This is a genomic window from Mucilaginibacter sp. (genome assembly GCF_028288225.1).
Lineage (GTDB): Bacteria > Bacteroidota > Bacteroidia > Sphingobacteriales > Sphingobacteriaceae > Mucilaginibacter.
On the sequence record NZ_JAQBOC010000088.1, the window covers coordinates 154102 to 177874 of the forward strand.

Here is a 23773-nt window from a genome sequence, read left to right on the forward strand (position 1 = left end):
TACTCCATGCCTGCGGGAGTGCCCTGTGAAATACCGAAATAAATCGGCATGACGCATCTTATTTTTAATTATCCACCAGCTTAGCTGAAACCTCACTGTAACGCGAGCCTGTATTTGGATATTTATTGAGTATGTTTTGAATATCCTGTAAATCAGCGGCTGATAGCGCTATATCAACAGAAGCTGCATTCTCGCGCAGGTATTTTGTTTTTTTAGTGCCGGGGATAGGAATAATATCCTCACCCTGTGCCAATACCCATGCTATAGCTAATTGCGCGGGTGTGCAATTTTTTTGTGCAGCCAGCTCGGCAAAGGCACCTGCCAGTTGCTGGTTGTTATCTTTATTATCATCGCTAAAGCGGGGCAATGTTTTGCGGAAGTCATTACTGCCGAGTTCATCAACATTTAACGTATTGGTTATCAGGCCACGTGAAAGCGGACTGAATGGCACCAGCGAGATACCAAGTTCGCGGCATACAGGTAGAATTTCAGCCTCCACGTCGCGCGTTAATAAAGAGTATTCGCTTTGCAACGCGGCAATTGGATGCACCGCATGTGCCCGGCGTAATGATGCCGCAGAGGCTTCGGACAAACCAAGGTAACGCACCTTTCCTTCTTTTACAAGCTCTGCCATTGCGCCTACCATCTCTTCAACAGGCACATTAGGATCAATACGGTGTGCGTAATAAAGATCAATTGTATCAATCTTTAACCTTTTAAGACTTTGTTCAACAGCTGTTTTTAGATAAGCGGGTGAGCCGTCAAGATAATATGCCGCCATTCCGGTAAACGCGCTATTATCTTCTTTTTGCCTGAAACCGAATTTAGTGGCTATAAATATTTTGCTTCGATTTGAAGAAAGCACTTTTGATACTAACTCTTCATTTTTACCATTGGCATACATATCGGCAGTATCCCAAAAGTTTATGCCCAAATCAAGCGCCAGGTTTAAGGTAGCAATCGATTCCTCATCATTAAAAGTTCCGTAACCATGGTTCATGCCCATGCAGCCTAAACCCAGGGCTGATAATTTTTCGCCGGTTTTTCCAAGTTCTCTAAATTTCATAATAGGATGTTTTTACAAAAATAAGAAACGTTTGTATGCTAACAATATGCGCCATGGAGTAATTATATTGCACTTTCATGGCAAACACACACTACTCAAATCACCAAATTGTAAAAAAGATGTTTAAACATCTTTTTTGGGCGGAATGCGAAATTCTTTGTATTACATTTGTGACAAAGAAATTTAAATCTCAAAAAAGATAAAAAACGATCATGAAAAAAACAATTATTTTAATCGCAGCTGCCTTATTAAATACAGCGGCATTTGCACAAACGACGTGGAATTCAGACAAAATGCATTCACGTTTGCAGTTTACTATTACCCACTTGGCAGTTTCTGATGTTGACGGAGAATTCAAAGATTTTTCTGCTACTGTTGCAGCAGCAAAACCTGACTTTAGCGATGCTAAATTCACTATGACAGCTAACACGACTTCTATTACTACTGCAAATGATCAGCGTGACGGGCACCTTAAATCAGCTGATTTTTTTGATGCTGCAACTTTCCCGGCCCTTACTTTTACAAGCACAGGTATCAGCAAAGGTGCTGCTGCAAATCATTATAAATTAAATGGTAACCTTACTTTACACGGTGTAACAAAACCAGTTAGCCTTGATCTTTGGTACCGTGGCACTATCACCAATCCAATGAGTAAAGCTGATGATGCAGGTTTCCAGGTTACCGGTACCATCAAACGTTCTGACTTTGGATTTGGAAGCAAATTTGGTTCGCCAATGCTGAGCGACGAAGTGGCTATTAAAGCAAACGGCGAATTTGCAAAAGCTAATTAATTAGTTGATTAGGTTGATTGAGTGAATTGTTGTTGATTAAATTAATGTGGCCTCAATCAATTAGTTGATGATAAAACAGCGCCGGATAACCTGGCGCTGTTTTTTTATAGAAACATTCTCCACTTCCGGACTTTACTGACTTTCCGGACTTTCGGACTAACTCAAATCCTCACAAAAGTCAACGTTCTCCCGATAAATTTAAAGTGCCAGTAGCCTTTAACCTTTAGCTGTCCCTTTTTATCTATATAAGCTGCAGCGTTCCATTCCTTGCCATGTTTTGAGTCGTATATCATTCCGTTTTCCCAGCTATTTGTGTTTGGATGATATTCAAGGTTGCGTAAAATACTCATGCCAAGTATTTTACGACTGTGTAACGCCGGGTTTGGATTACGTCTGTCTGTCCAGTAATCCATTGGCTTACCGTCCGTATCACTAAACCATATTATTCTTACTTTATACTCCTTTCCTTCCAAAGATACCTGGATCCTCAAAGTTTTTTCTTTCGTTTCCCATTTGCCGCAGATCCTTTCAGCAGGTTTAAAGGCTTGTCCTTTTGAGGCAATAGTTGTGCAGATGATCAGTACTAAACAAGTATAGAGATGTTTGATGGGCATATTATATCTACGTTTATTTATATAAAACAATGTAAATGCCAGTAATATTATTAATTACCCGGAATGCATCGGCATTGATACAAAGCGGAGCAGACTCCCGGTTGACGCTTCGCCATCCCTCTCTTCGCTGCAAAGAGGCCTGAGGAAATTTCATATTGGCTCTCCTTCTTCCGGACTGCTTTACTGACTTTCGAACTTTCGGACTTTACTGACTTTCGAACTTTCGAACTTTCGGACTTTACTGACTTTCGGACTCCCCCACCTCCCACAAACATTTTACAACACCTCAATAATGTATTTGCTACACAGTTTATATATTTGAACTAACCAATTATTCTATCCTCATGAAAAAACTGCTACTGCTACTGCTACTACCACTGCTACTATTCTACTCTTCCTTATCCGCCCAGGAAAAAAATATTTATCACAAAGGCTGGGTTGATTTTAATAAGAACGGCAAGATGGATGTATTTGAGGATCCATCCAAAACTATTGATAAACGGATTGACGACCTGCTAAGCCAAATGACTGTTGAAGAAAAAACCTGTCAATTGGCAACCTTATACGGTTACAAGCGGGTTTTGAAAGAAGAAATGCCGGCACCATCATGGAAGAACGAGGTTTGGAAGGATGGCATCGCCAATATTGATGAAGAGCTGAATAACTTAACCTCAAAAACTGATGATGCACCAACACAATTCTCTTTTCCTTATAGCAAACATGCATCGGCTATAAATACTATTCAAAAATGGTTTGTTGAAGAAACCCGGATGGGCATTCCTGTTGATTTTACCAACGAAGGAATCCACGGGCTTAATCATGACAGGGCAACTTCCCTGCCCGCTCCTATTTCCATTGGCAGTACCTGGGATAAGGAACTGGTGCGCCGGGCCGGGCAAACCGTTGGCAAAGAGGCAAAAGCCCTTGGCTACACCAACATCTATGCACCTATATTAGACGTAGCCCGCGATCAGCGCTGGGGCCGGGTAGTTGAAACTTATGGAGAGAACCCATTTTTGATTGCAGAATTAGGCAAGCAAATGACACTGGGTATCCAGGAAGAAGGCGTTGCATCAACCTTAAAGCATTTTGCGGTTTACAGCATGCCAAAAGGTGGTCGTGATGGCGCTGCCCGTACTGATCCGCATGTGGCGCCACGGGAAATGTACCAGCTTTACCTCTACCCTTTTCGCCGGGTGATCCAGGAAGCGCACCCGCTGGGTGTAATGAGCAGCTATAACGACTGGAATGGCGAGCCCATTACCGGCAGCTATTACTTTTTAACCGAACTGCTGCGTCAAAAATTTGGCTTTAACGGCTATGTAGTGTCTGATAGTGAAGCTGTTGAATACCTTTACAGCAAGCATCATGTGGCAGGCGATATTAAAGAGGCCGTGCGCCAGGCTTTTGAAGCCGGCTTAAATGTGCGTACTAATTTCAGTATGCCTCAAACTTACATAATGCCCCTGCGCGAGCTTTTTAAAGAAGGTAAGATCAATATGAAAACGCTTGATTCCCGCGTGGGTGATGTACTGCGGGTTAAGTTTAAGCTTGGTTTGTTTGATGATCCATATGTAAAGGATCCTAAAGCTGCTGATAAAATTGTGCACAGCGAAGCATCTTCGGCTATGGGCTTGCAAATGAACCGTGAGGCTATGGTGTTATTAAAAAACCAGGGCAATTTATTACCGTTAAATAAGGCAAATATTAAAAACATACTGATAACCGGTCCGCTGGCTGCTGAAAAAAATTATGCTACCAGTCGTTACGGACCATCGCATAACCCGGTTACCAATGTGCTCGACGGCATTAAAAACTATGTTGGAACCGGTGCAAAGGTTACCTATACCAAGGGCTGTAACATAGTTGACGCCACCTGGCCCGAAAGCGAAATTATTGAAACGCCGCTAACTACACAGGAACAGGCAGATATTGACTCCGCTGTTACAGCAGCTAAAAAAGCTGATGTGGTGGTCGCGGTAGTTGGCGAGGATGTGGAGCGCGTGGGCGAAAGCCTTTCGCGCACTGGCTTAAACCTGCCCGGTCGCCAGCTTAAGTTGATCCGGGCTTTGCAAGCTACCGGTAAACCTGTTGTTATGGTAATGATAAACGGGCAGCCGCTTACTATAAACTGGGAAAACAAATACGTACCTGCCATATTAGAAGCATGGTTTCCCGGTCCTGAAAGCGGGAAAGTTATTGCTGAAACCTTATTTGGTGACAATAATCCCGGTGGCAAGCTTTCTATTACTTTTCCTAAAACAACGGGGCAACTGGAGTTTAATTTTCCGTTTAAACCCGGATCACAAGCCGGACAGGGCGGTGCGAACAGCTGGGGTAAAACCAGCGTTAACGGCGCTTTATATCCCTTTGGTTATGGCTTAAGTTATACCACGTTTGCCTATGATAATTTGCAGGTGTCGCCGGAAAAAGAAAATCAGCAGGGCGATGTAACTGTGACAGTTGATGTGACCAATACCGGTCAGCGCAAAGGCGATGATGTGGTGCAGCTTTATATAAAACAGGAGATCAGCAGTGTTACCGTTTATGAGTATGACTTGCGCGGCTTTGAGCGCATCAGCCTTAATCCCGGCGAAAGGAAAACCGTTAAATTCATTCTGCACCCTGATGACCTTGCCATCCTTGATAAAAACATGAACTGGACAGTTGAGCCGGGGAAATTTATGGTGATGATAGGGCAATCATCTGAGGATATTAAACTGAAGACGGAGTTTGAGGTGATAAAGTGATGTGAGGATTTTGGATGTGCGGATTTATTGAATGCGGAAGTCGGAATGCCGATTGCGGAATGGGGGAAATTTGAAGATTGGTTGATTTGAAGATTTGAAAATAAAAAGCGTCGGATTGTCAAAAAAATTGCAAGCGGCATCAGTTAGCGCAATAACCAATTTTCATGCACCATAGGTGCAAAATATCGGTAGAAACAAATAATCACCCCCATTTTTTTCGCCGTAGGTGCAAAACTTATGTTTGTGGTGAAAATAAATCATTTTGCAATGAATAAGCCCCTAAGTTGTTCACCTCGAAAAATCAATCCATCGCAGGGTCCTTTATGAGAGAGCCTGCAGGAACAAAAAAATAATTATTAACTCAACAACCTCAAATACAGCTATTTGTATTAAATTTATATTTTCATTCAAAGCTGCCTAAATCCATTTTGCCAGTTTTAGGAGCACTTTTTTATACGCCCAAAACAGCGTTTTTTCATAGAAAATTCATTTTTGTAACTTTGTTATGCTTATTTCTCCTTGTAAGTTTATTCATTTTACTTATTTTTAGAAGATAAAATAAACCTGTCGCATTGCGGCTGATTAGCTTGTAACCCTATATTATTGAATGGAACTTAAAACTAAAAGTGTGAAAGGCATGCAGCTAAAGCACATGATAACCAAATGCCTTTACTTTGATAAGGCAATGTCATGTGCCGAGCTAAGCGAGTTATTTGATAAAAGTATTCCTTCAATAGCTAAAGCACTTAATGAATTAATTGAAAAAGGCTTTGTAGTTGAACAAGGCTACGCACCCTCAAGCGGTGGCCGCCGACCGTTAATGTATGCCATTAATGCCGATGCTATGTATATACTTGCTATTGCTATGGACCAGATAAACACCCGCATTCAGCTGGTTGACCTGCGAAATCAGCCAGTTGCCGATATGATGATGCTTGAGTTAAAGCTTTCGGGAAATGATTATGCACTACATACTTTAGTTGAGCATATTAACCGGTACCTTGACAATTGCGGCATATTAAGAGAAAAAATTACGGGAATAGGAATAGGCATGCCGGGCTTTATTGACCCTGCTAAAGGAATAAATTACACCTACCTTAAAACAGGCGACAAAAGCTTATCGCAATATATTGCTGATGAAACAGGCCTGCCAACTTATATTGATAATGATTCGAGCCTGATAGCCCTGGCCGAACAAAAATTCGGGATAGCCAAATGGCAAAAGGAAGTTATGGTAATAAACCTTAGCTGGGGTATTGGTTTGGGAATGATTGTTAACGGCGAACTGTTCAGGGGTCGCAACGGGTTTGCGGGGGAGTTTAGCCACATTCCGCTGTCAGAAGATGGTGCGCTATGTGATTGCGGTAAAAGGGGCTGTTTAGAGGCCGAAGCCTCGATGTTATTTGTATCAACCAAGGCAATTGAAGGGATTAAACAGGGCCGGATTACCAGCCTTAAGCTTGTTGGCGATGCACAAAGCAAGCAAACGGGCGATGCTATAATGACCGCCGCCAATTACGGCGACCAGTTTGCAATTGAATTATTCTCTGATTCCGGCTATAAAATTGGTAAGGCCCTGGCTATTTTAATCCACATTATGAACCCACAGGCTATAGTTTTGAGCGGCCGTGGGGCAAAAGTTGGTAAAATACTATTAGCTCCAATTCAGCAGGCGCTGCATAAATATTGTATCCCCCGCCTTTCAGGCGGAACCGAGCTGCTGATATCTGAGCTGGGTTTTGATGCCGAGCTTATAGGCGCAGCCATACTGGTAATGGAAAACTTTGATAAAGAAGTAATGAACCAGCTGGTGAGTATTTAATATGCTCCGCGCAATTGACAGCTTTTTTTTAAACAAGGATGAGCCGGTAAAAGGCTGCCTGTTGTTTTTAAGGGAGTATCTCATCAATTACAATGCTGCTATTACCGAGACCTGGAAATACGGGATGCCTTTTTACTGTTATCAGGGTAAAATGTTTTGTTACTTATGGGTTCATAAAAAAACGCATAATCCCTATCTTGGCATTGTTGAAGGTAAAAAGATTGAGCACCCGCTATTAATAATTGAGAAACGTGCACGAATGAAAATAATGCAGATAGTTCCTGAACAGGATATCCCTGTTGAGGCGATCAATGAAATCCTGGGGATGGCTATCAAGCTTTATCACGACTAATCTTATTTAACCATGCAAATTAAAAGAATAACATCCGCAGAATATAACCTGGTGATTGCACTTTTTAATGACTACCGGGTGTTTTATAAGCAGGAACCAGACATGGCTGTAGCCGAAAATTATATAAAAGCCCGGTTGCAAAACAATGAATCGGTAATTTTTGTGGCTTTGGTTGATGTTGACAGCGAACCGGTACCCGCAGGCTTTACCCAGCTATACCCTCGCTTATCATCAGTAAGGGCGACAAAAAACTGGCTGCTTAATGACCTGTATGTAAGTACAAATTTCCGCAGGCAAGGCATCGGCGAAGCATTAATAAAAACAGCTATGGATTTTGCTAAGAACGACGGTGCAACTTTTATTAAACTGGAAACGGCCATTGATAATTATACAGCCCAAAGCCTTTATGAAGCAATAGGTTTTATAAAACAAGAAGCAGGCACCTCGTCTTTTACTTACCAGGCAGAACTTAAATAATAATTTGGCCTTCCATCAATTCAATAAATTAAACAGAACAATGCAAAAACCAGACAGCCTGATATTTGATATGGACGGAACCCTTTGGGATGCCGTTGATACCTATGCCGAATCGTGGAATGTGATATTCAGGGAAATGGGTATTGATATAACTGTTACCCGCGAAGAACTGGCGAAGATGGTGGGTATGGAAGGCCGGAAAGTGATAGGCCATATTATGCCTGATTTTGACGATGAGAAACGCCAGGCCATATATGCAATTGTAAATGAAAGGCGCCGGATGCTGTTGCCCCGGATGGGCGGCATTTTATATGATGGTGTGAAAGAAGGACTGCCTCAGCTGGCAAAAAAATATTCCATATTTATTTTAAGCAATTGTGCCAAAGGGATCATCCCCCTGTTTATTGAATGGGCCGGTATTGATGAACATATAACTGATGAGCTTGCCCATGGCGTTAACTTTATGCCTAAAAATCACAATATTAAATTATTGATGGAGCAACATGGCCTTAAAAACCCGGTTTACATTGGCGATACTGCCGGCGACGGCGAGGAAAGCCGGAAGGCCGGTGTTCCGTTTGTATTTGTGAGCTATGGTTTTGGTGATACTAATGATTATGATGTAAAGTTTGATGATTTTAAATCGCTTACGGATTATTTTATGGAGCTGTAGTCGTCGAAATAATATTGAACACTGAATTTTGAATAATGAATGTTGAAGTGAGCTCTTACCTCGGCATTCGATATTAAAACTCTATACATTTTCAGGCAAGGTAAAATAAAAAGTTGCACCCATGTCCTCTTCACTTTCAACGCCGATGGTGCCTTTATGCCGCTGAATGATCTCGCTTGCAAGATACAGGCCAATGCCAAAGCCTGAAATATTTTTCACCTTATCACTTTCAACCCGGTAAAAGCGCTGAAATAGTTTTTCCTGGTCTCTTGGTTTAATACCAATACCTTTATCAGTAACCGAAACCCTAATACTATCATTCTGTTGAGCGCTTGTTACTGATATAGGTGTTCCCTTATCAGAATATTTGAAAGCATTACTTAAAAAATTGCTAATCACCTGGCTAATTTTTTCACTATCGGCGCTTACAGTCAGCTCCTTTTTTTGTACAAATTCTATTTTGCGGCTGGCGCTTAAAAGGCTTGTTTCGGCAATAGTATCTTCAATTACCTTATTTATATCAAATGTTGTTATTTTAAGCTGAAGCTTTCCTGATTCCAGTTTTGAGAGATCTAAAAAAGCATGGATCAAATCAGTCATTTTATTTACCTGGTTACCGGTTTTTAACAAGATGTTATTTACAAAGTCATCGTTTGATGCACTTAGTTTTTTAGCCAATATTTGTACATAGGCTTTTATTGAGGTTAAAGGTGTTTTAAGCTCATGACTTGCCATGGCGATAAAATCGTTTTTCCTTATCTCATCACACTTGCTATCTGTAATATCTATAACTGTTCCCAGCATCCTAAACGGAGAATTTTTATCATCATAAATAACAATCCCCTGTATTTTTATCCAGCGAAGCGAACCATCAGGCCAATATATTCTTACCTCATATACGTAGTTTCCTTTAGTTAAGGCCTCATGATATGCCGGGATAGCAATATTGTTAAGGTCATCGGCATCAAGCTGTGTTTGCAGCTCTGGCAAACTTAAAACTTTACCCGGTAAATGACCAAATATTTCGGCCATCCTGGCAGAGGATATAAAAGTTTGATCTTGTAAACCCAAATCCCAGGTGGCCATTGCAGCGGCCTCGGTAGCCAGGCGCAATCGGTATTCATTTTCAATTACTGCCTGCCTTGCGTTTATTTCTTTAGTAATATCAACAACGGTATTTAATATGTAGGCAACATTATTATCAGCATTTAAAATTGGGGTATTATTGCATGACCAATACTTTATCTCCGCAGTTTTTTTATCCGGGTCATATACATCAAAACGATAGGTTGGCACATCAATTTTTTGCCTTGTTTCAACTACTTTGTTAAAAACATTCCGTGCATTTGTATCGTCAGTAAGTGTTTTATCCTCAGGGAAAGCTTCAAAAAAGCCTTTTCCCAGTATTGCTTCTCTTTTGCTTGACGTAACTTCAAGGTAGCTATCGCTTACGGCAACTATAGTAAAGCACGGCGCATCCCCCTTAACTAATAAGGAGCCCGGCGATTTTTCAAATACCACCTTAAAAATATCGGCAGGTAAATCGGGCGGTAAATTGGTGCTCATTGTTATAGTATCAGCCTTACAATTAAAAACATGAAAGTAAGCAGATATACTGTAAAGCAAAAGTAATTTGACGACAAGTTTTACAATAAGTCAAATAAACAGCTTATCTTCAACCTATCACCCTTTTTATATGAAAAGACGAACCGAGACTGTTGCTAAAATTAAAGGGTTTTGGCGCATCCTTGGGCCGGGGCTTATAACCGGCGCTGCTGATGATGATCCCTCAGGCATTGCAACTTATTCACAAACAGGTGCTCAGTTTGGTTACGGCCAATTGTGGACCGCTCTTTACATGCTCCCTTTAATGACCGCTGTGCAGGAAGCTTGTGCACGCATAGGTTTGGTTACCGGTAAAGGTATTACTACCATAGTTAAGGAGCGGTACGGTCGCGGCGTCTTGTATTCGGTAGTAACACTTGTTGTTATTGCCAATGTTATCAATATAGGTGCAGACCTAGGGGCAATGGCCTCTGCCGCGCAGTTGCTTATACCGGTTCCATTTGTTGTGCTTACATTAATATTCACCACTATTATATTAATGCTTGAGGTATTTACCAATTATAAAGTTTATTCAAAAATTTTAAAGTGGCTGGCCATAACCTTACTGGCGTATCCTATAACCCTGTTCATAGTACATCAACCATGGGGCACAATTTTGAAGGCATCGGTAGTACCTCATTTCGAGTTTTCGTTTGCCTTCTTTTTTATTATAACGGGTGTATTAGGTACTACCATTTCGCCTTATATGCTCTTTTGGGAAGCATCGCAGGAGGTTGAAGAAGACAACAAAAAACATTTATTAAATGGCAGCAAACCAAATGTAAGCATGATAAGTATCCACCGAATGCGGCTGGATAATACCTTCGGGATGATATTTTCAGAGTTTGCTACTTGGAGCATTATTGTAGTAGGGGCTACAGTTTTGCATAACAGCGGTGTACACGATGTTAAAACCGCCGCTGATGCTGCAAGAGCCATTGAGCCGCTGGTTCATAGTTTTCCGCATGCGGGTTTTTTGTCAAAGCTTATTTTTTCTATCGGCATTATTGGCCTGGGAATGCTGGCTATCCCAGTGCTTTCAGGCTCAGCAGCTTACTCTGTTGCCGAAGCATTTAACTGGCATGCCAGCTTAAATTTAAAGTTTAACAAAGCCAAAGGTTTTTATATAATCATTATTGCAGCTACGGTTGTTGGGTTGATATTAAACTTTATAGGCATTGATCCCGTAAAGGCATTGGTGTATGCAGCTGTGTTAAACGGTGTGGCAGCAGTTCCGCTTTTATTTTTAGTGATTAAAATTTCGGGCAATGAAAAAATAATGGGCGAATTTAAAAGTGGCTGGCTTTCAAAAACTATCCTTTGGATAACATTTGGAGCTATGGGGGCCGCGGCTGTTACTATGTTTTATACTATATTAGGGTAGTAAGCCTCCCGGCACTAAAAAATCCTGCTTCAATAAAACTCCTTTTCCATTCCGGCCATACCTTATCCAGTTCGGCCCGGTCAAAGTTGAAGGTTTTGATCATATCATTTTTAGCATCATTAACAGAATTGCCTTGCTGCATGCTTTTTAAAAAATAGTATTGTGCCCCTCTGATAGTGAATAGTCCCAGCTTATAATTATGGCGTGTAACCGCACAATAGCTTTCTTCTGGGAACGGCAATTCAGGCTTCTTTCCCTGGCTAAACTCCAGGTAATAGCTGCAAATTGGGTATTGATGATGAAACAGGTGAAAAACGGGTGCCAGCTTTAATAACTCATTGGGCGTATCGTTAGGTATAAGGACGCCGTTTTCGTTTGCATCCTCATCAAATATAACTGAAAGTGAATATTCAAAATCCGCCAGCTCTATCATAAAGTCGGGCCAGGTTTCTTTTTGTCCATCGCCTGCGTCCGGTCTTGTTTCCGCTAAGAAGACCGGCAATTTTTCACCGAGCGTGTTTAAAGTATAGCTTTGTGAAGGATAGGTGTCAAGATATTGGTCGGCAAATAGTTCAAATAATTCATTTCCCAAAGCATAAGCCAAAGTGCTAAACTGGCTTTGCATGCAAGCCCTTAGTCGGGCAATATAGCTATACCTGTAAATATCCAGGTGTTTTACTGCACTTAACCGTTTGGATGAATTAACTACATTTTCAACTTCAACCGGCTCCTTAATATTACTATTATCCAATGGTACGTGATGCACCAGCATACCCTGCATCCAGTTTTGTAATTGCGTTAAGGAAAAGTTGTTAGACTCCATTTAATTATTGATAACAAATTATACGCTTGTCATTGCGAAGTACGAAGCAATCGCGAATTCTGCATGTTCGCAAAGCAAATAGGATAGGCATAGTTCGCGGTTGCCGCGCTGCGCAATGACATATTTGTTTAGATTAACTGACCCCAATATCATTTACTAAGAAATTAACGGGATTTGACACCGCTTCTTCATTATACTCCTGCACTTCAGCGCCAAGGCCACCCTCAAAAATATTGCTCATATGCTGCTTCGCCTTTAACAGCTCATTGTGATATACATCAAATTCAGGAATATTACCATCCCATTCCAATAAGGTAGCTACACCGCCGGTAAGTTGCCAGGCTAACGTGAAAAGTTTCCATACATCCTGTACAACCTGCCTGTCGTGCGTATCAATAATATGTGTGCCGCAATGCTGATGACCTGCTATGTGCATTTGTACAATCTTGTCGTGAGGTAACCGATGGATATAATGTACCGGGTCAAAATCATTATTAAAGCCGGATACATATACATTATTTACATCGAGCAGTAAACCACAGCCCGTTTCTTCGGCCATATAACGTAAAAAATCCCACTCGTTAATGGTTGATTGTTTAAAGGTTAAGTAGGTGCTGGGATTTTCAAAAACTACCGGTCGCTGTAAAAAATCCTGAACTTCATTTATCCGGTTACAAATATGTTTTAGTGATTCTTCATTCAAAACTACAGGTAACAGGTCATGCGTATTCAGGCTGTTAACCCCTGTCCAGCATAAATGATCGCTAATCCAAAGTGGTTTTACTTCTTCAGCCAACAGCTTTAATTTGGTAAGATATACCTTGTTTAACTGGTCTGTGCTACCAATGGAAAGCGAAACTCCATGCATTACCACAGGGTATCTTTCGGCTAATTGCCTTAATACATGGCGCGGCCGGCCGCCGGAATCCATAAAGTTTTCCGAGATCACTTCAAACCAATCCACCGCGGGATTATTTTCCAGGATGTAGTTAAAATGCTTGCTTCTTAACCCCAGACCAAGCCCGGGGTTAGGCAAGCTTTTTATCAAATCGCTATATTTTTTCCGTTGTTCAATCATCCAAATTATCTTAACAGTGCTTCAATCCACACATCTGCACATTCACTATTCCTTTTCGCCTTCACACAGTTTTTTTGCATGGTCATCAGGGTTATTAAAACCGAACGAACAAACTTTATCCCCGCTATTGCCGCATGAATCATAAGAACCTAAAACGGAAATAAGCCAGTTTTGAGGCGGACCGCATTTAAACGGAGCATCGCCATAGTTTCTTTTCGCTTTCAGCATCCTTTGCACAAACAGCTTGCGGGCCTGTAACCAAACACTTGTACCTTTTTCTAGCCCCAGGGTCCTGAAACGCTCGGCCTGGATGGGTACGGCGCAGCTCCCCTGCCATGCGCATTCGTTATTGCCCGGATTTTCCTGCTGCTCTATATCGCCATAAAGTCCGCAGCCGCCTTGTCCGCGACAATTATTTAATGTTTGGCAGTTATGCCGCTCGGCAGTAGCGCAATAGCCGGTGCCGGCGCAGTTGTTGGTTCCATAACGGTCATGTCCTTTGCATGCGTTTAAACCCATACAAACATGGAGTTCAACAGACGGGGCGCCAGCGCTTGCCGAAGCAGAATCCTGGGGGGCAGGTGCCGGTGCTGGTGCCGGGCCGCCGCATAATGTTAAGTTTGGTGAATATTTTATGATAGCCATAATATACCGTATTTTTAATAGTGATTAAATCTGTTTGCTTAGAATTTACCTTTAATTATGCAATGGTACATCAGGAAGATCCTGGATCCTTTGCCCCAGATAGCTGATGGCCGGATAAACCGCTACTGCAGTATTAAAAAGATCTATCATTTGCGATTTAGGGCTTGATAAAAGGCCGAACGGATAGTCCTCAAAAGTTGGTGCAGCTGCATAAACCTTTCCGTTGGGTGCGGTATAGGTAAGCTTCATTATATCCCCGCAAATAGAATTCAGGATAAAGATCATAGATTTGTGGATACCAAACATAAATATCTCCCACTGTGTATTCCCTGATTGTACATAGCAATCCTCAACCATTACAAATATGTAGGTGTAAACCGCATTAAGCAGGTCAGAAACAGGCGCTATATAAGCAGGGTAGTCTTTGGTGAGCGGATTCTTGGCTATGTTAACCACAAAATATTCGTTAATATCATTAACCCCAATGTCGAGGCTTTTAAACTTAGCATTTAAGGTTCTGTAGGTACAATAGATCTCAACAAACTTTGCAAAATGCGACAATTCCTTTTTTGAAGGATCATCAAAATCACCGGGAACTACTGCACTGCAATTAACCGAACCATCCGGATTTAAGCCCGGGGCTTTACTGCCCTCGCCCTGCTCCACAATACACATTATTGCTTTTGTTGCTGAGGCCTTATCTCTAATATAAACCAGGTCGCCGCTGTCATCCTGGTTGGTAAAATGCGGCTTATGTTCTTTATCGTAATAAACAGTATCAATATTGTTCTGGGCATAATAACCTTTACCTTCTACCAGTTGCGGTAAAAACGTTCTGTATTGCAGGTCATTTTTATCGATACAATCAATAATCATTTCATAAAATTTTCCGATTGTGGTGTACTCAATTACCTGGAGCAGTTTTGGATCGGGCAGCGCATCAGGGCTTTCAATTTTCAGGAAGGTCATCAATTGTTCCTGTGAAAGTTTGGCCCTGTCAATATTAAATGGGGGAACATGGCCGGGAAGACAGGTTGGCCATACACGCGGCGATTTGCCAACCAATTCAGGCAGCCCGGCAAGCGCCTGCTTAAGGTTTGATGAAAGCGCCATGTGCAGCATTTCTTCTATCGCAACACTCATGATCAAAGCACCTGCTTTGTTTGAAAATACCATGATCTCGGCTGAAAGATCTAATGCAGTTGCGCTTGCTTCTTTAGCTGTTTTTCCTTTAGCTACAAGCTTTTGCACAATCGAGCCGCTTATGGCGTCCTGATCGGGCGAGCGGTTAATGGAATAATAAGTGTAAAGATAAACTGGGATAGTAGCAATTTCTATTTCAATGGCTTGTTGAATAGCCTCACCGAGATTTTCGGGAGTTATCGGGTCTCCGTCTTTAGCGAAGAATTTACTTTGCGTCATGTGTATAAGGTTTATAAGCTTAAGCTAAAATTAGAACTAATTATTCACTAAATAAAATATAATCATCCATGTAAAGAATAAAATACATAAACTTTAAAATTGCTTTTTATATGAATAATATTTTCTTCAATATTAATAATATATCAAATATTGTAAGTTATTTTAAATTAAAAGAAATAAACCGGGATAATTTTCATTATGTATTTGAGAGTAGTTTATAAATTTGTTGCTTTATAAATTATTAAAAGCCGATCCCCTTATGAAACAGACATTACTTATTGCAGCATTTTTATTTATATGCCTTGCGGGCTATTCGCAGGCAGCCCCACCAAAGGATACCACAAAAGTTTGGACCATCCACGGCCAAAATACATTGCTTATAAACCAAAGTTCATTTTCAAACTGGGCAGCCGGTGGTGTAAATTCTGTAGCCGCCAATATTACGCTGGATTATGATTTTAATTATAAAAAAGGGGTATGGAGCTGGGATAATAAAGCTATTGCAGGCTATGGCATAAGTAAGCAAAACGGAACCGGCTGGCGCAAAAACGACGACCGGATAATTTTAAACAGCTTACTTGGCCGCCAGGCATCAAAATACTGGCTTTATACTTTTTATGCTAACTTTCAAACCCAGTTTACAAAAGGCTACAACTACGATGCTGACGGCAGCAGAACTTTATTATCGGCACCATTTGCCCCAGCTTACCTGACATTCGGGCCTGGCTTTGCTTATAAAAGATCTGATAATTTCAGGATCAACTTATCGCCCGCGGCAGCCAGGATCACTATTGTACAGAATGATTCACTTTCGTCAATCGGTTCGTATGGCGTTACACCTGGTGATAAGAGCCTTTTTGAATTTGGCGCTTCGCTCGATGCTTATTACAAGGTAAACCTGGTTGAAAATATTTCGTTCGAAAATATTTTGAAACTATACTCAAATTATCTTAAAAGGCCAGGTGATATTTACATGGATTACACCGCTAATATTTTCATGAAGGTGAACAAGCTGGTAACTGTAAATGCAGGGCTTGAGGTGATTAATGATCCAAAAGCACAGATACCTGAAATGAAAAATGGTGTTAATGAATACCACTCGCTTTTACAAACCAAGCAGATCTTCGGGGTGGGCTTAACTTATAAATTTTAGGCGTGATAGCATAACTGCTAAATATTAAGATTAAAAAAGCAGCGGTTAAGGGCGTTGCTTTTTTCTTTATTATAACGACATTGACGTGGAGAGCGAAATCGGAAAGGGTCTACCTTTTATTTTTAGCTTCCATTGTAAGGTTGATCACGAAATCAACATAAAAAAGACTCATTAAAAGTCTTACCCTTTAACAAGCCTGATTTTAATATCATAGTGGATGTTTTTATAAAACGTATTTGCGCCTCAGCTCCTCACTTACTATATAAGCATCTTCAACAACCGTTTCGGGATAGCCTATGGTTTCTAATATGGCAATACCATTTTTGTTTTTAAGCACACCTGTTTTCATCTTATAATCAAACACAAGGCGGGTATCATTTACAGTCTCTTCAAAAGAGTAAACTGCATAATCATTATCCAGCAGTTCGGCAAGTTCCAAATCGTGGGTTGATACAAATACAAAATTCTTATTATCGGTTAAATAGGTAAGTACTGATTTTGCTGCCGCAATCCGCTCAATGGTATTGGTTCCCCTAAAGATCTCATCAATAATAATAAGGCTCTTAACCGGCTCTTCCCCACCACTTTGATTGATGATATCAAGAATTGACAATGCTTCTGCCTGGAAATAGCTTTTGTGCTCGCCCAGATCATCAGTTGTTCTGATACTAGTTTGAAGCCTTAATAAAGGCGCTTTATAGCCGTTTGTACAGGTGGTGTAAATGGTTTGCGCTAATAGCGTATTAATAGCTATTGACCGTATAAAGGTAGTTTTACCCGACATGTTAGACCCTGTTATCAGCACGCCTTCGTCTGTACGTGTATGAATAGAATTCGGCACACAGTTATAAATAAGCGGGTGGAACATATCTTTTAGATCCATCTGCATATTTTCAGAATAAAAAACAGGCTTGCTGTAGTGCGGAAGCCCCACTCTCACCGACTGGATAGCTATCAGCATATCAATTTCGGCAACGTATTTATAAAGTACCTCAATATCTCCGCGGTATTTGTTTATCCGTTTAACAGATGTAATAAACATCAGCGGCTCTAAAAGGAAAAGCAATTTTATAAATTTGTAAATCGCATAGCTAAAATTATCAGGGTTGTCAGCAATCTTGCTTTCAAAACTGACCAGGTTTAATGTGCGGTTTAAACCAGATAAAAGGTTTAAGCTGATCCTAACCTGCTCATCATTTTCAAGAGTAAGCTTTTTTACCAGGCGTTTGGCTACACCGTGTAATATCATAAGTTGGGGTAACGACCGGGTATAGGACGATATTTTATTGCGGGTGCCATAATGTAAAGCCACATTACCAATAAGTAATGCTATTAACACCATAAAGCATACCAGGTTGGGCGCTATAAATAACGAAAGAATTAACCCAATTATAGCCAAACCCGAGATCCGGATATAAAGGCTCATCAGGGGTACCAGTAAAAACTCATGCTCTTTTAAAAATAGCTCAGCCAAAAAATAAGCATCAGGGCTGTTAAGCTTTGCAAGCTCCAGCTCAATTCTTTCCTGATCGGGCCTTGGCATGTTCAGGGCATCAATTTTTTTATCAAATTTTAATAACGACTCGAAATTTGTATCGGGAGTAAAAAGCTTTCTGTAAAGATATTGTTTACCTGGTTTGGAGTTTGTTCTGTCAATGTAATTGAAAACATTGTTCAGGTCCAGGTCATCTGATATAATGCCCGATATTTTGCCAGGCCCTTCATATGCATTTAAATAGGCAGCTATCAGCTTAAAGTTTCGCCTGGCATTTACCGGTCTGCCCCACTTATTTTGAATCCGTTCTAAATTTCTTCTTGTTGTACTAAGCTTATCAAAATAATTGTATATGTAAAAACCAATCAGGATAGCAGCGAATACTACAGCAGTAAATAACCAATAAAACATATAATAATAAAAATAACAGAATGTATTAAAATAAACCCCTATTAATCACCACGTAAATCTATTAAACCTTTAACAATAACCAATAGCTATTGAATACAATAAAAGTAACATAATAACTTAGGCAACGTGGCTTTTATACGGCTTAATTGGGTTAAAGTTGTTAAACGATATCGTATTAAATGATAAATATTTATGGCGGTATTTGACATTACGTAAAACCATCTCAATTAAGTAAAAACGTTTACTTAAGCAGAGTTTTTACTTTTTCAAAAACCCATTTAACGCCAGCTGTGTAAATGCAGACAGCACCAGCTCTCCACTTATGGCAGCACGATCATGAAGCAGTTTATCCCAATCGGCAGTTCCTTCCCATAAAATTTCCTTTAAGCCCTTTAATGCTTCCGGGTGATAAGAGGCAAGCCTTTCGGCAAGGGTATCCAGTGCCAGATCCAACGCGGCAATATCAGGATATACCTCGTTATACAAGCCTTTTTCCATTGCCCACTGTGCCGTTTGAAAATCAATTGCACGAATGGTTAACTGTGAAAATGCTGGTAAACCTATTTTCCTGATCACAGCAGGCGATATAACAAATGGCCCGATGCCTATAGCCAGTTCACTTAGCTTTATGGATGCCGCTTCGGTAGCCAGGCAATAGTCTGCCGCTGCTGCCAGGCCTACCCCGCCCCCAACTGCTTTTCCCTGCACACGGGCAATTATAATTTTTGACGATTTACGGCAGGCATTAATAACCCTGGCAAAGCCTGAAAAAAAGATCGCGCCCGCTTCTTTGTCCTTTATCTGCAGCAATTCGTCAAAACTTGCCCCTGCGCAAAAGGAACGGTCGCCGCCGCTTTTTAATACAATAACACGGGTTTGGGTATTATTGCCAGCTTCTGTTATTTTTTTGGTCAATTCATCGAGCAAAGCTGCAGGTAATGAATTTTGGGCAGGATGATAAAAGTTGATGGTAGCAATACCATTATCACTTATATTAAGGTTCACATTTCCGTTATCGGTTTCTGGCATTTTAGTGGGAGATTAAGAGTAGTCAAATTTAAATTAAAACTCCGGTGAACATATCATTAATTAGGAATAGCTTATTTTAGTATTTTAAATTAACTTAAGGGCATGCTTAATTTTCAAAATCTGTATCTGTTCTTTATTACCTCCCTGGTGTTAAATCTTACACCCGGCAATGATATGTTATACGTGGCATCAAGAAGTGTATCGCAGGGCATAAAGGCAGGTATTACATCAGCCATCGGAATTTTTGCAGGTTGCTTCGTACATATTTTAGCGGCAGTGCTGGGCTTGTCACTTATAATTTCAAGATCAGCCTATCTTTTTCAGCTTATTAAGTTTGTCGGGGCAGCCTACTTAATTTACCTGGGTATAAAAGCCTTGCTCTCAAAACAGGCTATCCAAACAAAAAAAGAAAATAACGGAAGGGCTGACTACCGGAGCCTATTTAAACAGAGTGCTTTAACCAATGCCTTAAACCCCAAAGTGGCTATTTTCTTTTTGTCCTTTCTTCCTCAATTTATTAATACGGCATCGCCGGTATTTAAGCTGCAGTTGTTTACATTAGGGATCTGGTTTGATCTGCAAGGAACTCTTGTCCTAATTATTGTAGCTTGTATATTGGGTAAAACAAAAGACTTTTTTAGCAGGAACCCTAAAGTATGGATGATCCAGGAAAAAATTACCGGTTTCATCCTGGTTGGCCTGGGAACTAAGGTAGCTTTAACAACAAAAAGATAGTAGCAAGTATTATGATTGATATTGAAACAGCACGCCAAATTGCGCTTAGTTTACCTGGAGCGGCTGAATTGGATCATTTCGGCAAGCCGTCATTCCGGGTTAATAAACGCATATTTTCAACCTTATGGGTAAAAGAGCACCGCATGATGGTAACGCTATCGCCTATTGATCAATCAGTTTTTAACTCTTTTGATCCTACTATATTTTATCCTGTCCCTAATAAATGGGGACTAAAAGGCGCTACTTTTATTGAACTTGATAAAGTGCGAAGGGACATGCTGGAAGATGCACTAACGCTTGCATGGGAGAAAAAATGATGTGCGGATGTGAAGACGATGTGCGGATGTGCAAATATGCAGATGTGAAGACGATGTGCGGATGTGCAAATATGCGGATGTGCGGATGAGTAATTAATGTGTGGATGATCCTGACCCATTTAATTCATCCGCACATCCGCACATCCGAAATCTGCACATCATCTTCCCATTCGCACATCATTTTATAATCTGCCCAAGTACTGCCTCACGCAGGTATTTGCTTACCGGCACCTGGTGCTGTTTAATGTGTAAGGTATTGCCTTCAATGGTATCCACCTTATTTAATGCGGCTATAAATGATTTGTGGGTTTGGATAAATTGCCCCGGCGGCAGCTTCTCAAACAAGGCCTTAATGGTGCTGTGGGTGATCAGTTTTTTGTTTGGCAGATGAATAGCCACATAATTCTCCATCCCTTCAATAAACAGGATGTCGTCAAAGTTTATCTTCTCCAGTTTGCCGTTTACCTTTAAAAAAATGTAAGGTACAGCGGTTGAGGTGGTGGTTTCCCGCAAAGCAAAATAATCGCGGGCCTTCCAGGCGGCTTTTAAAAAACGCTCGTAGCTTATGGGCTTTAATAAATAATCCATTATATCAAGCTCAAAGCCTTGTACGGCATATTGCTCAAAGGCAGTGGTAAATATAACTTTTGGGGGCCTGGGCAATGCCTTTATAAAATCAACTCCACTAATATGCGGCATCTGGATATCCAAAAACAGCAGGTCGACTGGTTGCTTTTGTAGCATATCGCTTAACTGCAGGGCATCTTCACAAACTCCTTTCAAGTCGAGAAAACCTATCTTTTCTATATAGCCCTGCAAACCCTTACGTGCAAAAGGCTCATCATCGGTTATTATACAGGTTATGTTATTCATAATGCAGCTTTAGTTCGGCAGTAAAATTATCATTATCCGTAGTTGTAAGCAATGTGTGTTTGCCGGGATATAACAGATCGAGCCTACGCTTTAAATTCTCCAAACCTATGCCGCTGCTTTTGCTTATTGACTTTGCAAATTGGGGCATGGAGTTCTCAACCCTGAAAACTATCTCATTATCCAGTAATTGCGCAGCTATAGCCAGCTTATAATTGCCCCCAATAAATTTAAAGGCATTTTCAACCAGCGGCAAAAACAACAGCGGATAAACCTGTTGCCCGTTCAACGCCTTATCAAACTTAACATCCATTTTCAGCTTATCGCTGCTCCTTATTTTTTGCAGGTCTATAAAGCTTTGCAGGTATTCCAATTCGTTTAAAACCGGTACCTGCTGCTGCTGATCATACAGCTGGTACCTTAACAGCTCAGAAAACTTCTCGATGCTGTTTTTGGCCCCGCCAAGATCCTCATCCATCTGGAAATAAATAGTGTTAAGTGCATTGAATAAAAAATGCGGATGATATTGGGCTTTCAGGAATTTAAGCTCGGTTTGCAGGTGGTCGTTAGTTAACTTTTCTAGCTGCACCTTATTATTAACATAGGCCTTTAACCAGGTACTGCTGCGCGCTATGCCATAATAAATAAGGGCGTATAATGTCGGGATGGTGTTAAGGTCGGCAACATCGGCCCATGAAAGGCCATCATCTGTAAATGCCGCCATCGGCATAAATATTAAGTTCACCAAAACCAGGTTAGCAGATATAAATATGATCAGTTCCCTTACAACGCCCTTATAATTTAATTGAAGGGGCCATCGCCTGTCATAATAGCGGAAGAGCCACTCAAAAAGATAGATCCCCAAATAACCCGCCAGCACACTGCAGCTCATCTCGAAGATATTTAAAGCCCAGCTTCTTTTCCAAAACCGGGAGTCCACATCAAGGTCATGCAGCAGCCTGATGGTAAAATATACCAGCAGGCCGTACAATGCAGGGAAAATATATTTTCTGAAAAACTTCATGTTAGTTGCTCCAAATTTAATGAAGAATGTATAACAACCGGTTTTATTTCTTCTGGCTGAACTTTCGCCGCTTTAGGCTTTTCTTTAGGTTTCATCCCAAATAAAAAGCGGGTAAGTGCAAACGGGCGGATCAGCAAATGGTAAGTAAGCACACTAACAAAAAAGGTTATGCCAACGGTGTAAATATATTTTGACAAGATACTTTCATTCGGAACATTTACGATGTAATATACAATCAGCACAATCACCGTTTGATGCAGGATATAAAAAGGATATACCGCCTGGTTTAAATAATTCAATACCCTGTGCGGGCGGTTCAGGTAATGTTTACCATAACCTACCAGCGCCAGCACCCATCCCCAGGCAATTATTGGCCGTAAAGCTGAAAATGCATAGTTAAACAGCAGGTTGTGAAATGGCCATTGCGGGTGCCCCGGCTCAACACCGTTCCATCTTAAACACTCCCACATCATCAGGCTTAAAAAACCAATGGTTAAAGCAAACCGGCGGTTCCGCTCCAGGCTGTCCATTAGTTTCGGCTGTAATATGCAGATAAAGCCAGCCAAAAGGAACAGCAGCCAATATACAAAGTAACAGCCATCATGAACAAGGTCATTGGTTTCGGGTAATTTGTTTGCCAGTAAAGCAAACCAAACAATGCCCGGCAACATCAGCATGTAAACCCATTTGCCTTTCGCCAGGGCCGCAAGTTTTTCTTTAAATCCATCGCTTTTGGGCGAGATCATCCATGAAAATAGCGGGGCAAACAGCAGGTCATAAATAAACAAATAAGCGATGAACCAAAGGTGGTGCCAGCTAAAGCTGCCCCCCTTAGGATATGGCACAAAGTTAAATACACTTGGATACCAGTCCCAAAAGCTGCCTTTGTAACCATGTGCCAATCGTTCCATATAAATTTGCGGCGGTACTATAATGAATATGCCCACCAGCAATGGTATAAAAAGCCTGCGGAAACGTAAGCCGATGAAACTTAAAGTAGATCGCCGCTGCATCATGTAGTAACTCACGGTACCAGAAATAAAAAAGAGCAGCGGCATGCGAAAAAGGTGCAAAAACAGGTTCGATTCCATCATCAGGTCACTGGTTTCGCGGTTCTTTATGTGCCAGTCCATATCCATTGCATATGGCATGGCCGAATGAAAAAATAATACACCCAGTATGGATAAGATCCTTAACCAGTCGAGATAGGTTTGGCGTTGTGTGGTTTCCATTGTTT

Annotated in this window: 22 protein-coding genes; 10 read left to right on the forward strand and 12 right to left on the reverse strand. The window is 41.0% G+C overall.

Annotated features, from left to right (window positions below; translation table 11 throughout):
* Nucleotides 1-64: 64 nt before the first annotated feature.
* A complete protein-coding gene (locus tag JWQ54_RS26550) occupies nucleotides 65-1066 on the reverse strand; it encodes an aldo/keto reductase (protein ID WP_299590912.1) in 1002 nt (333 codons plus the stop codon).
* 212 nt (nucleotides 1067-1278) lie between these two features.
* Between JWQ54_RS26550 and JWQ54_RS26555 the strand changes: the two genes are divergently transcribed.
* Nucleotides 1279-1857, forward strand: coding sequence for a YceI family protein (locus tag JWQ54_RS26555; protein ID WP_299590913.1), 579 nt, complete (start codon nucleotides 1279-1281; stop codon nucleotides 1855-1857).
* Between the two features lie 161 nt (nucleotides 1858-2018).
* Here the strand turns inward: JWQ54_RS26555 and JWQ54_RS26560 are convergent, their stop codons facing one another.
* Nucleotides 2019-2471 carry a DUF2147 domain-containing protein gene (locus JWQ54_RS26560; RefSeq protein WP_299590914.1) on the reverse strand — a complete coding sequence of 151 codons (453 nt, stop codon included), beginning with the start codon at nucleotides 2469-2471 and terminating at the stop codon, nucleotides 2019-2021.
* A gap of 344 nt (nucleotides 2472-2815) precedes the next feature.
* Here JWQ54_RS26560 and JWQ54_RS26565 point away from each other — a divergent pair, with 344 nt between their 5' ends.
* The 5 genes from JWQ54_RS26565 (at nucleotide 2816) to JWQ54_RS26585 (ending at nucleotide 8545) form a co-directional block, all read left to right on the forward strand.
* Complete coding sequence (locus JWQ54_RS26565; RefSeq protein ID WP_299590915.1) at nucleotides 2816-5221, forward strand: glycoside hydrolase family 3 N-terminal domain-containing protein; 2406 nt, start codon at nucleotides 2816-2818, stop codon at nucleotides 5219-5221.
* A gap of 607 nt (nucleotides 5222-5828) precedes the next feature.
* Entirely contained in the window at nucleotides 5829-7043 is a 1215-nt protein-coding gene (locus JWQ54_RS26570; RefSeq protein WP_299590916.1) for an ROK family protein, read from the forward strand.
* Nucleotide 7044: 1 nt separating this feature from the next.
* On the forward strand, nucleotides 7045-7395 hold the full coding sequence (locus JWQ54_RS26575; RefSeq protein ID WP_299590917.1) for a DUF1801 domain-containing protein: 351 nt from the start codon (nucleotides 7045-7047) through the stop codon (nucleotides 7393-7395).
* A 12-nt stretch (nucleotides 7396-7407) separates the two neighbouring features.
* Complete coding sequence (locus tag JWQ54_RS26580) at nucleotides 7408-7872, forward strand: GNAT family N-acetyltransferase (RefSeq protein WP_299590918.1); 465 nt, start codon at nucleotides 7408-7410, stop codon at nucleotides 7870-7872.
* 40 nt (nucleotides 7873-7912) lie between these two features.
* Nucleotides 7913-8545 carry an HAD family hydrolase gene (locus JWQ54_RS26585; protein ID WP_299590919.1) on the forward strand — a complete coding sequence of 211 codons (633 nt, stop codon included), beginning with the start codon at nucleotides 7913-7915 and terminating at the stop codon, nucleotides 8543-8545.
* A gap of 81 nt (nucleotides 8546-8626) precedes the next feature.
* Here JWQ54_RS26585 and JWQ54_RS26590 read toward each other — a convergent pair whose 3' ends face one another.
* Nucleotides 8627-10111: an ATP-binding protein gene (locus JWQ54_RS26590; protein ID WP_299590920.1), complete on the reverse strand. Its 1485-nt coding sequence runs from the start codon at nucleotides 10109-10111 to the stop codon at nucleotides 8627-8629.
* 130 nt (nucleotides 10112-10241) lie between these two features.
* On the opposite strand from JWQ54_RS26590, the gene JWQ54_RS26595 reads away from it, so the two are divergent.
* On the forward strand, nucleotides 10242-11534 hold the full coding sequence (locus JWQ54_RS26595; protein ID WP_299590921.1) for an NRAMP family divalent metal transporter: 1293 nt from the start codon (nucleotides 10242-10244) through the stop codon (nucleotides 11532-11534).
* Here the strand turns inward: JWQ54_RS26595 and JWQ54_RS26600 are convergent.
* From JWQ54_RS26600 to JWQ54_RS26615, 4 genes are all read right to left on the reverse strand, one after another.
* Entirely contained in the window at nucleotides 11521-12357 is an 837-nt protein-coding gene (locus JWQ54_RS26600; protein WP_299590922.1) for a DNA-binding domain-containing protein, read from the reverse strand. The two genes, JWQ54_RS26595 and JWQ54_RS26600, sit on opposite strands and share 14 nt — an antisense overlap.
* A gap of 133 nt (nucleotides 12358-12490) precedes the next feature.
* Entirely contained in the window at nucleotides 12491-13435 is a 945-nt protein-coding gene (locus JWQ54_RS26605) for a DUF692 domain-containing protein (RefSeq protein WP_299590923.1), read from the reverse strand.
* A gap of 45 nt (nucleotides 13436-13480) precedes the next feature.
* Entirely contained in the window at nucleotides 13481-14080 is a 600-nt protein-coding gene (locus tag JWQ54_RS26610) for a hypothetical protein (RefSeq protein WP_299590924.1), read from the reverse strand.
* A gap of 51 nt (nucleotides 14081-14131) precedes the next feature.
* A complete protein-coding gene (locus JWQ54_RS26615) occupies nucleotides 14132-15502 on the reverse strand; it encodes a ferritin-like domain-containing protein (protein WP_299590925.1) in 1371 nt (456 codons plus the stop codon).
* A gap of 259 nt (nucleotides 15503-15761) precedes the next feature.
* Here JWQ54_RS26615 and JWQ54_RS26620 point away from each other — a divergent pair, with 259 nt between their 5' ends.
* Nucleotides 15762-16655, forward strand: coding sequence for a DUF3078 domain-containing protein (locus JWQ54_RS26620; protein ID WP_299590926.1), 894 nt, complete (start codon nucleotides 15762-15764; stop codon nucleotides 16653-16655).
* Between the two features lie 223 nt (nucleotides 16656-16878).
* Here JWQ54_RS26620 and JWQ54_RS26625 read toward each other — a convergent pair whose 3' ends face one another.
* Both JWQ54_RS26625 and JWQ54_RS26630 read right to left on the reverse strand, forming a co-directional pair.
* Nucleotides 16879-18561 carry a hypothetical protein gene (locus JWQ54_RS26625; protein WP_299590927.1) on the reverse strand — a complete coding sequence of 561 codons (1683 nt, stop codon included), beginning with the start codon at nucleotides 18559-18561 and terminating at the stop codon, nucleotides 16879-16881.
* Between the two features lie 258 nt (nucleotides 18562-18819).
* A complete protein-coding gene (locus JWQ54_RS26630) occupies nucleotides 18820-19590 on the reverse strand; it encodes an enoyl-CoA hydratase/isomerase family protein (RefSeq protein ID WP_299590928.1) in 771 nt (256 codons plus the stop codon).
* 102 nt (nucleotides 19591-19692) lie between these two features.
* On the opposite strand from JWQ54_RS26630, the gene JWQ54_RS26635 reads away from it, so the two are divergent.
* Both JWQ54_RS26635 and JWQ54_RS26640 read left to right on the forward strand, forming a co-directional pair.
* On the forward strand, nucleotides 19693-20325 hold the full coding sequence (locus JWQ54_RS26635) for a LysE family translocator (protein ID WP_299590929.1): 633 nt from the start codon (nucleotides 19693-19695) through the stop codon (nucleotides 20323-20325).
* Between the two features lie 11 nt (nucleotides 20326-20336).
* Nucleotides 20337-20642 carry an MmcQ/YjbR family DNA-binding protein gene (locus JWQ54_RS26640; protein WP_299590930.1) on the forward strand — a complete coding sequence of 102 codons (306 nt, stop codon included), beginning with the start codon at nucleotides 20337-20339 and terminating at the stop codon, nucleotides 20640-20642.
* Between the two features lie 177 nt (nucleotides 20643-20819).
* Here the strand turns inward: JWQ54_RS26640 and JWQ54_RS26645 are convergent, their stop codons facing one another.
* From JWQ54_RS26645 to JWQ54_RS26655, 3 genes are read right to left on the reverse strand one after another with little or no spacing between them, the layout of a single operon-like run.
* A complete protein-coding gene (locus JWQ54_RS26645; RefSeq protein ID WP_299590931.1) occupies nucleotides 20820-21515 on the reverse strand; it encodes a LytTR family DNA-binding domain-containing protein in 696 nt (231 codons plus the stop codon).
* The gene (locus tag JWQ54_RS26650; RefSeq protein WP_299590932.1) at nucleotides 21508-22536 is read right to left on the reverse strand and encodes a sensor histidine kinase; all 1029 of its coding nucleotides are present in this window, start codon (nucleotides 22534-22536) and stop codon (nucleotides 21508-21510) included. The genes JWQ54_RS26645 and JWQ54_RS26650 overlap by 8 nt, the downstream gene beginning before the upstream one ends.
* On the reverse strand, nucleotides 22533-23768 hold the full coding sequence (locus JWQ54_RS26655) for an acyltransferase family protein (RefSeq protein ID WP_299590933.1): 1236 nt from the start codon (nucleotides 23766-23768) through the stop codon (nucleotides 22533-22535). Before JWQ54_RS26655 ends, JWQ54_RS26650 begins: the two co-directional genes overlap by 4 nt.
* Nucleotides 23769-23773: the final 5 nt, after the last annotated feature.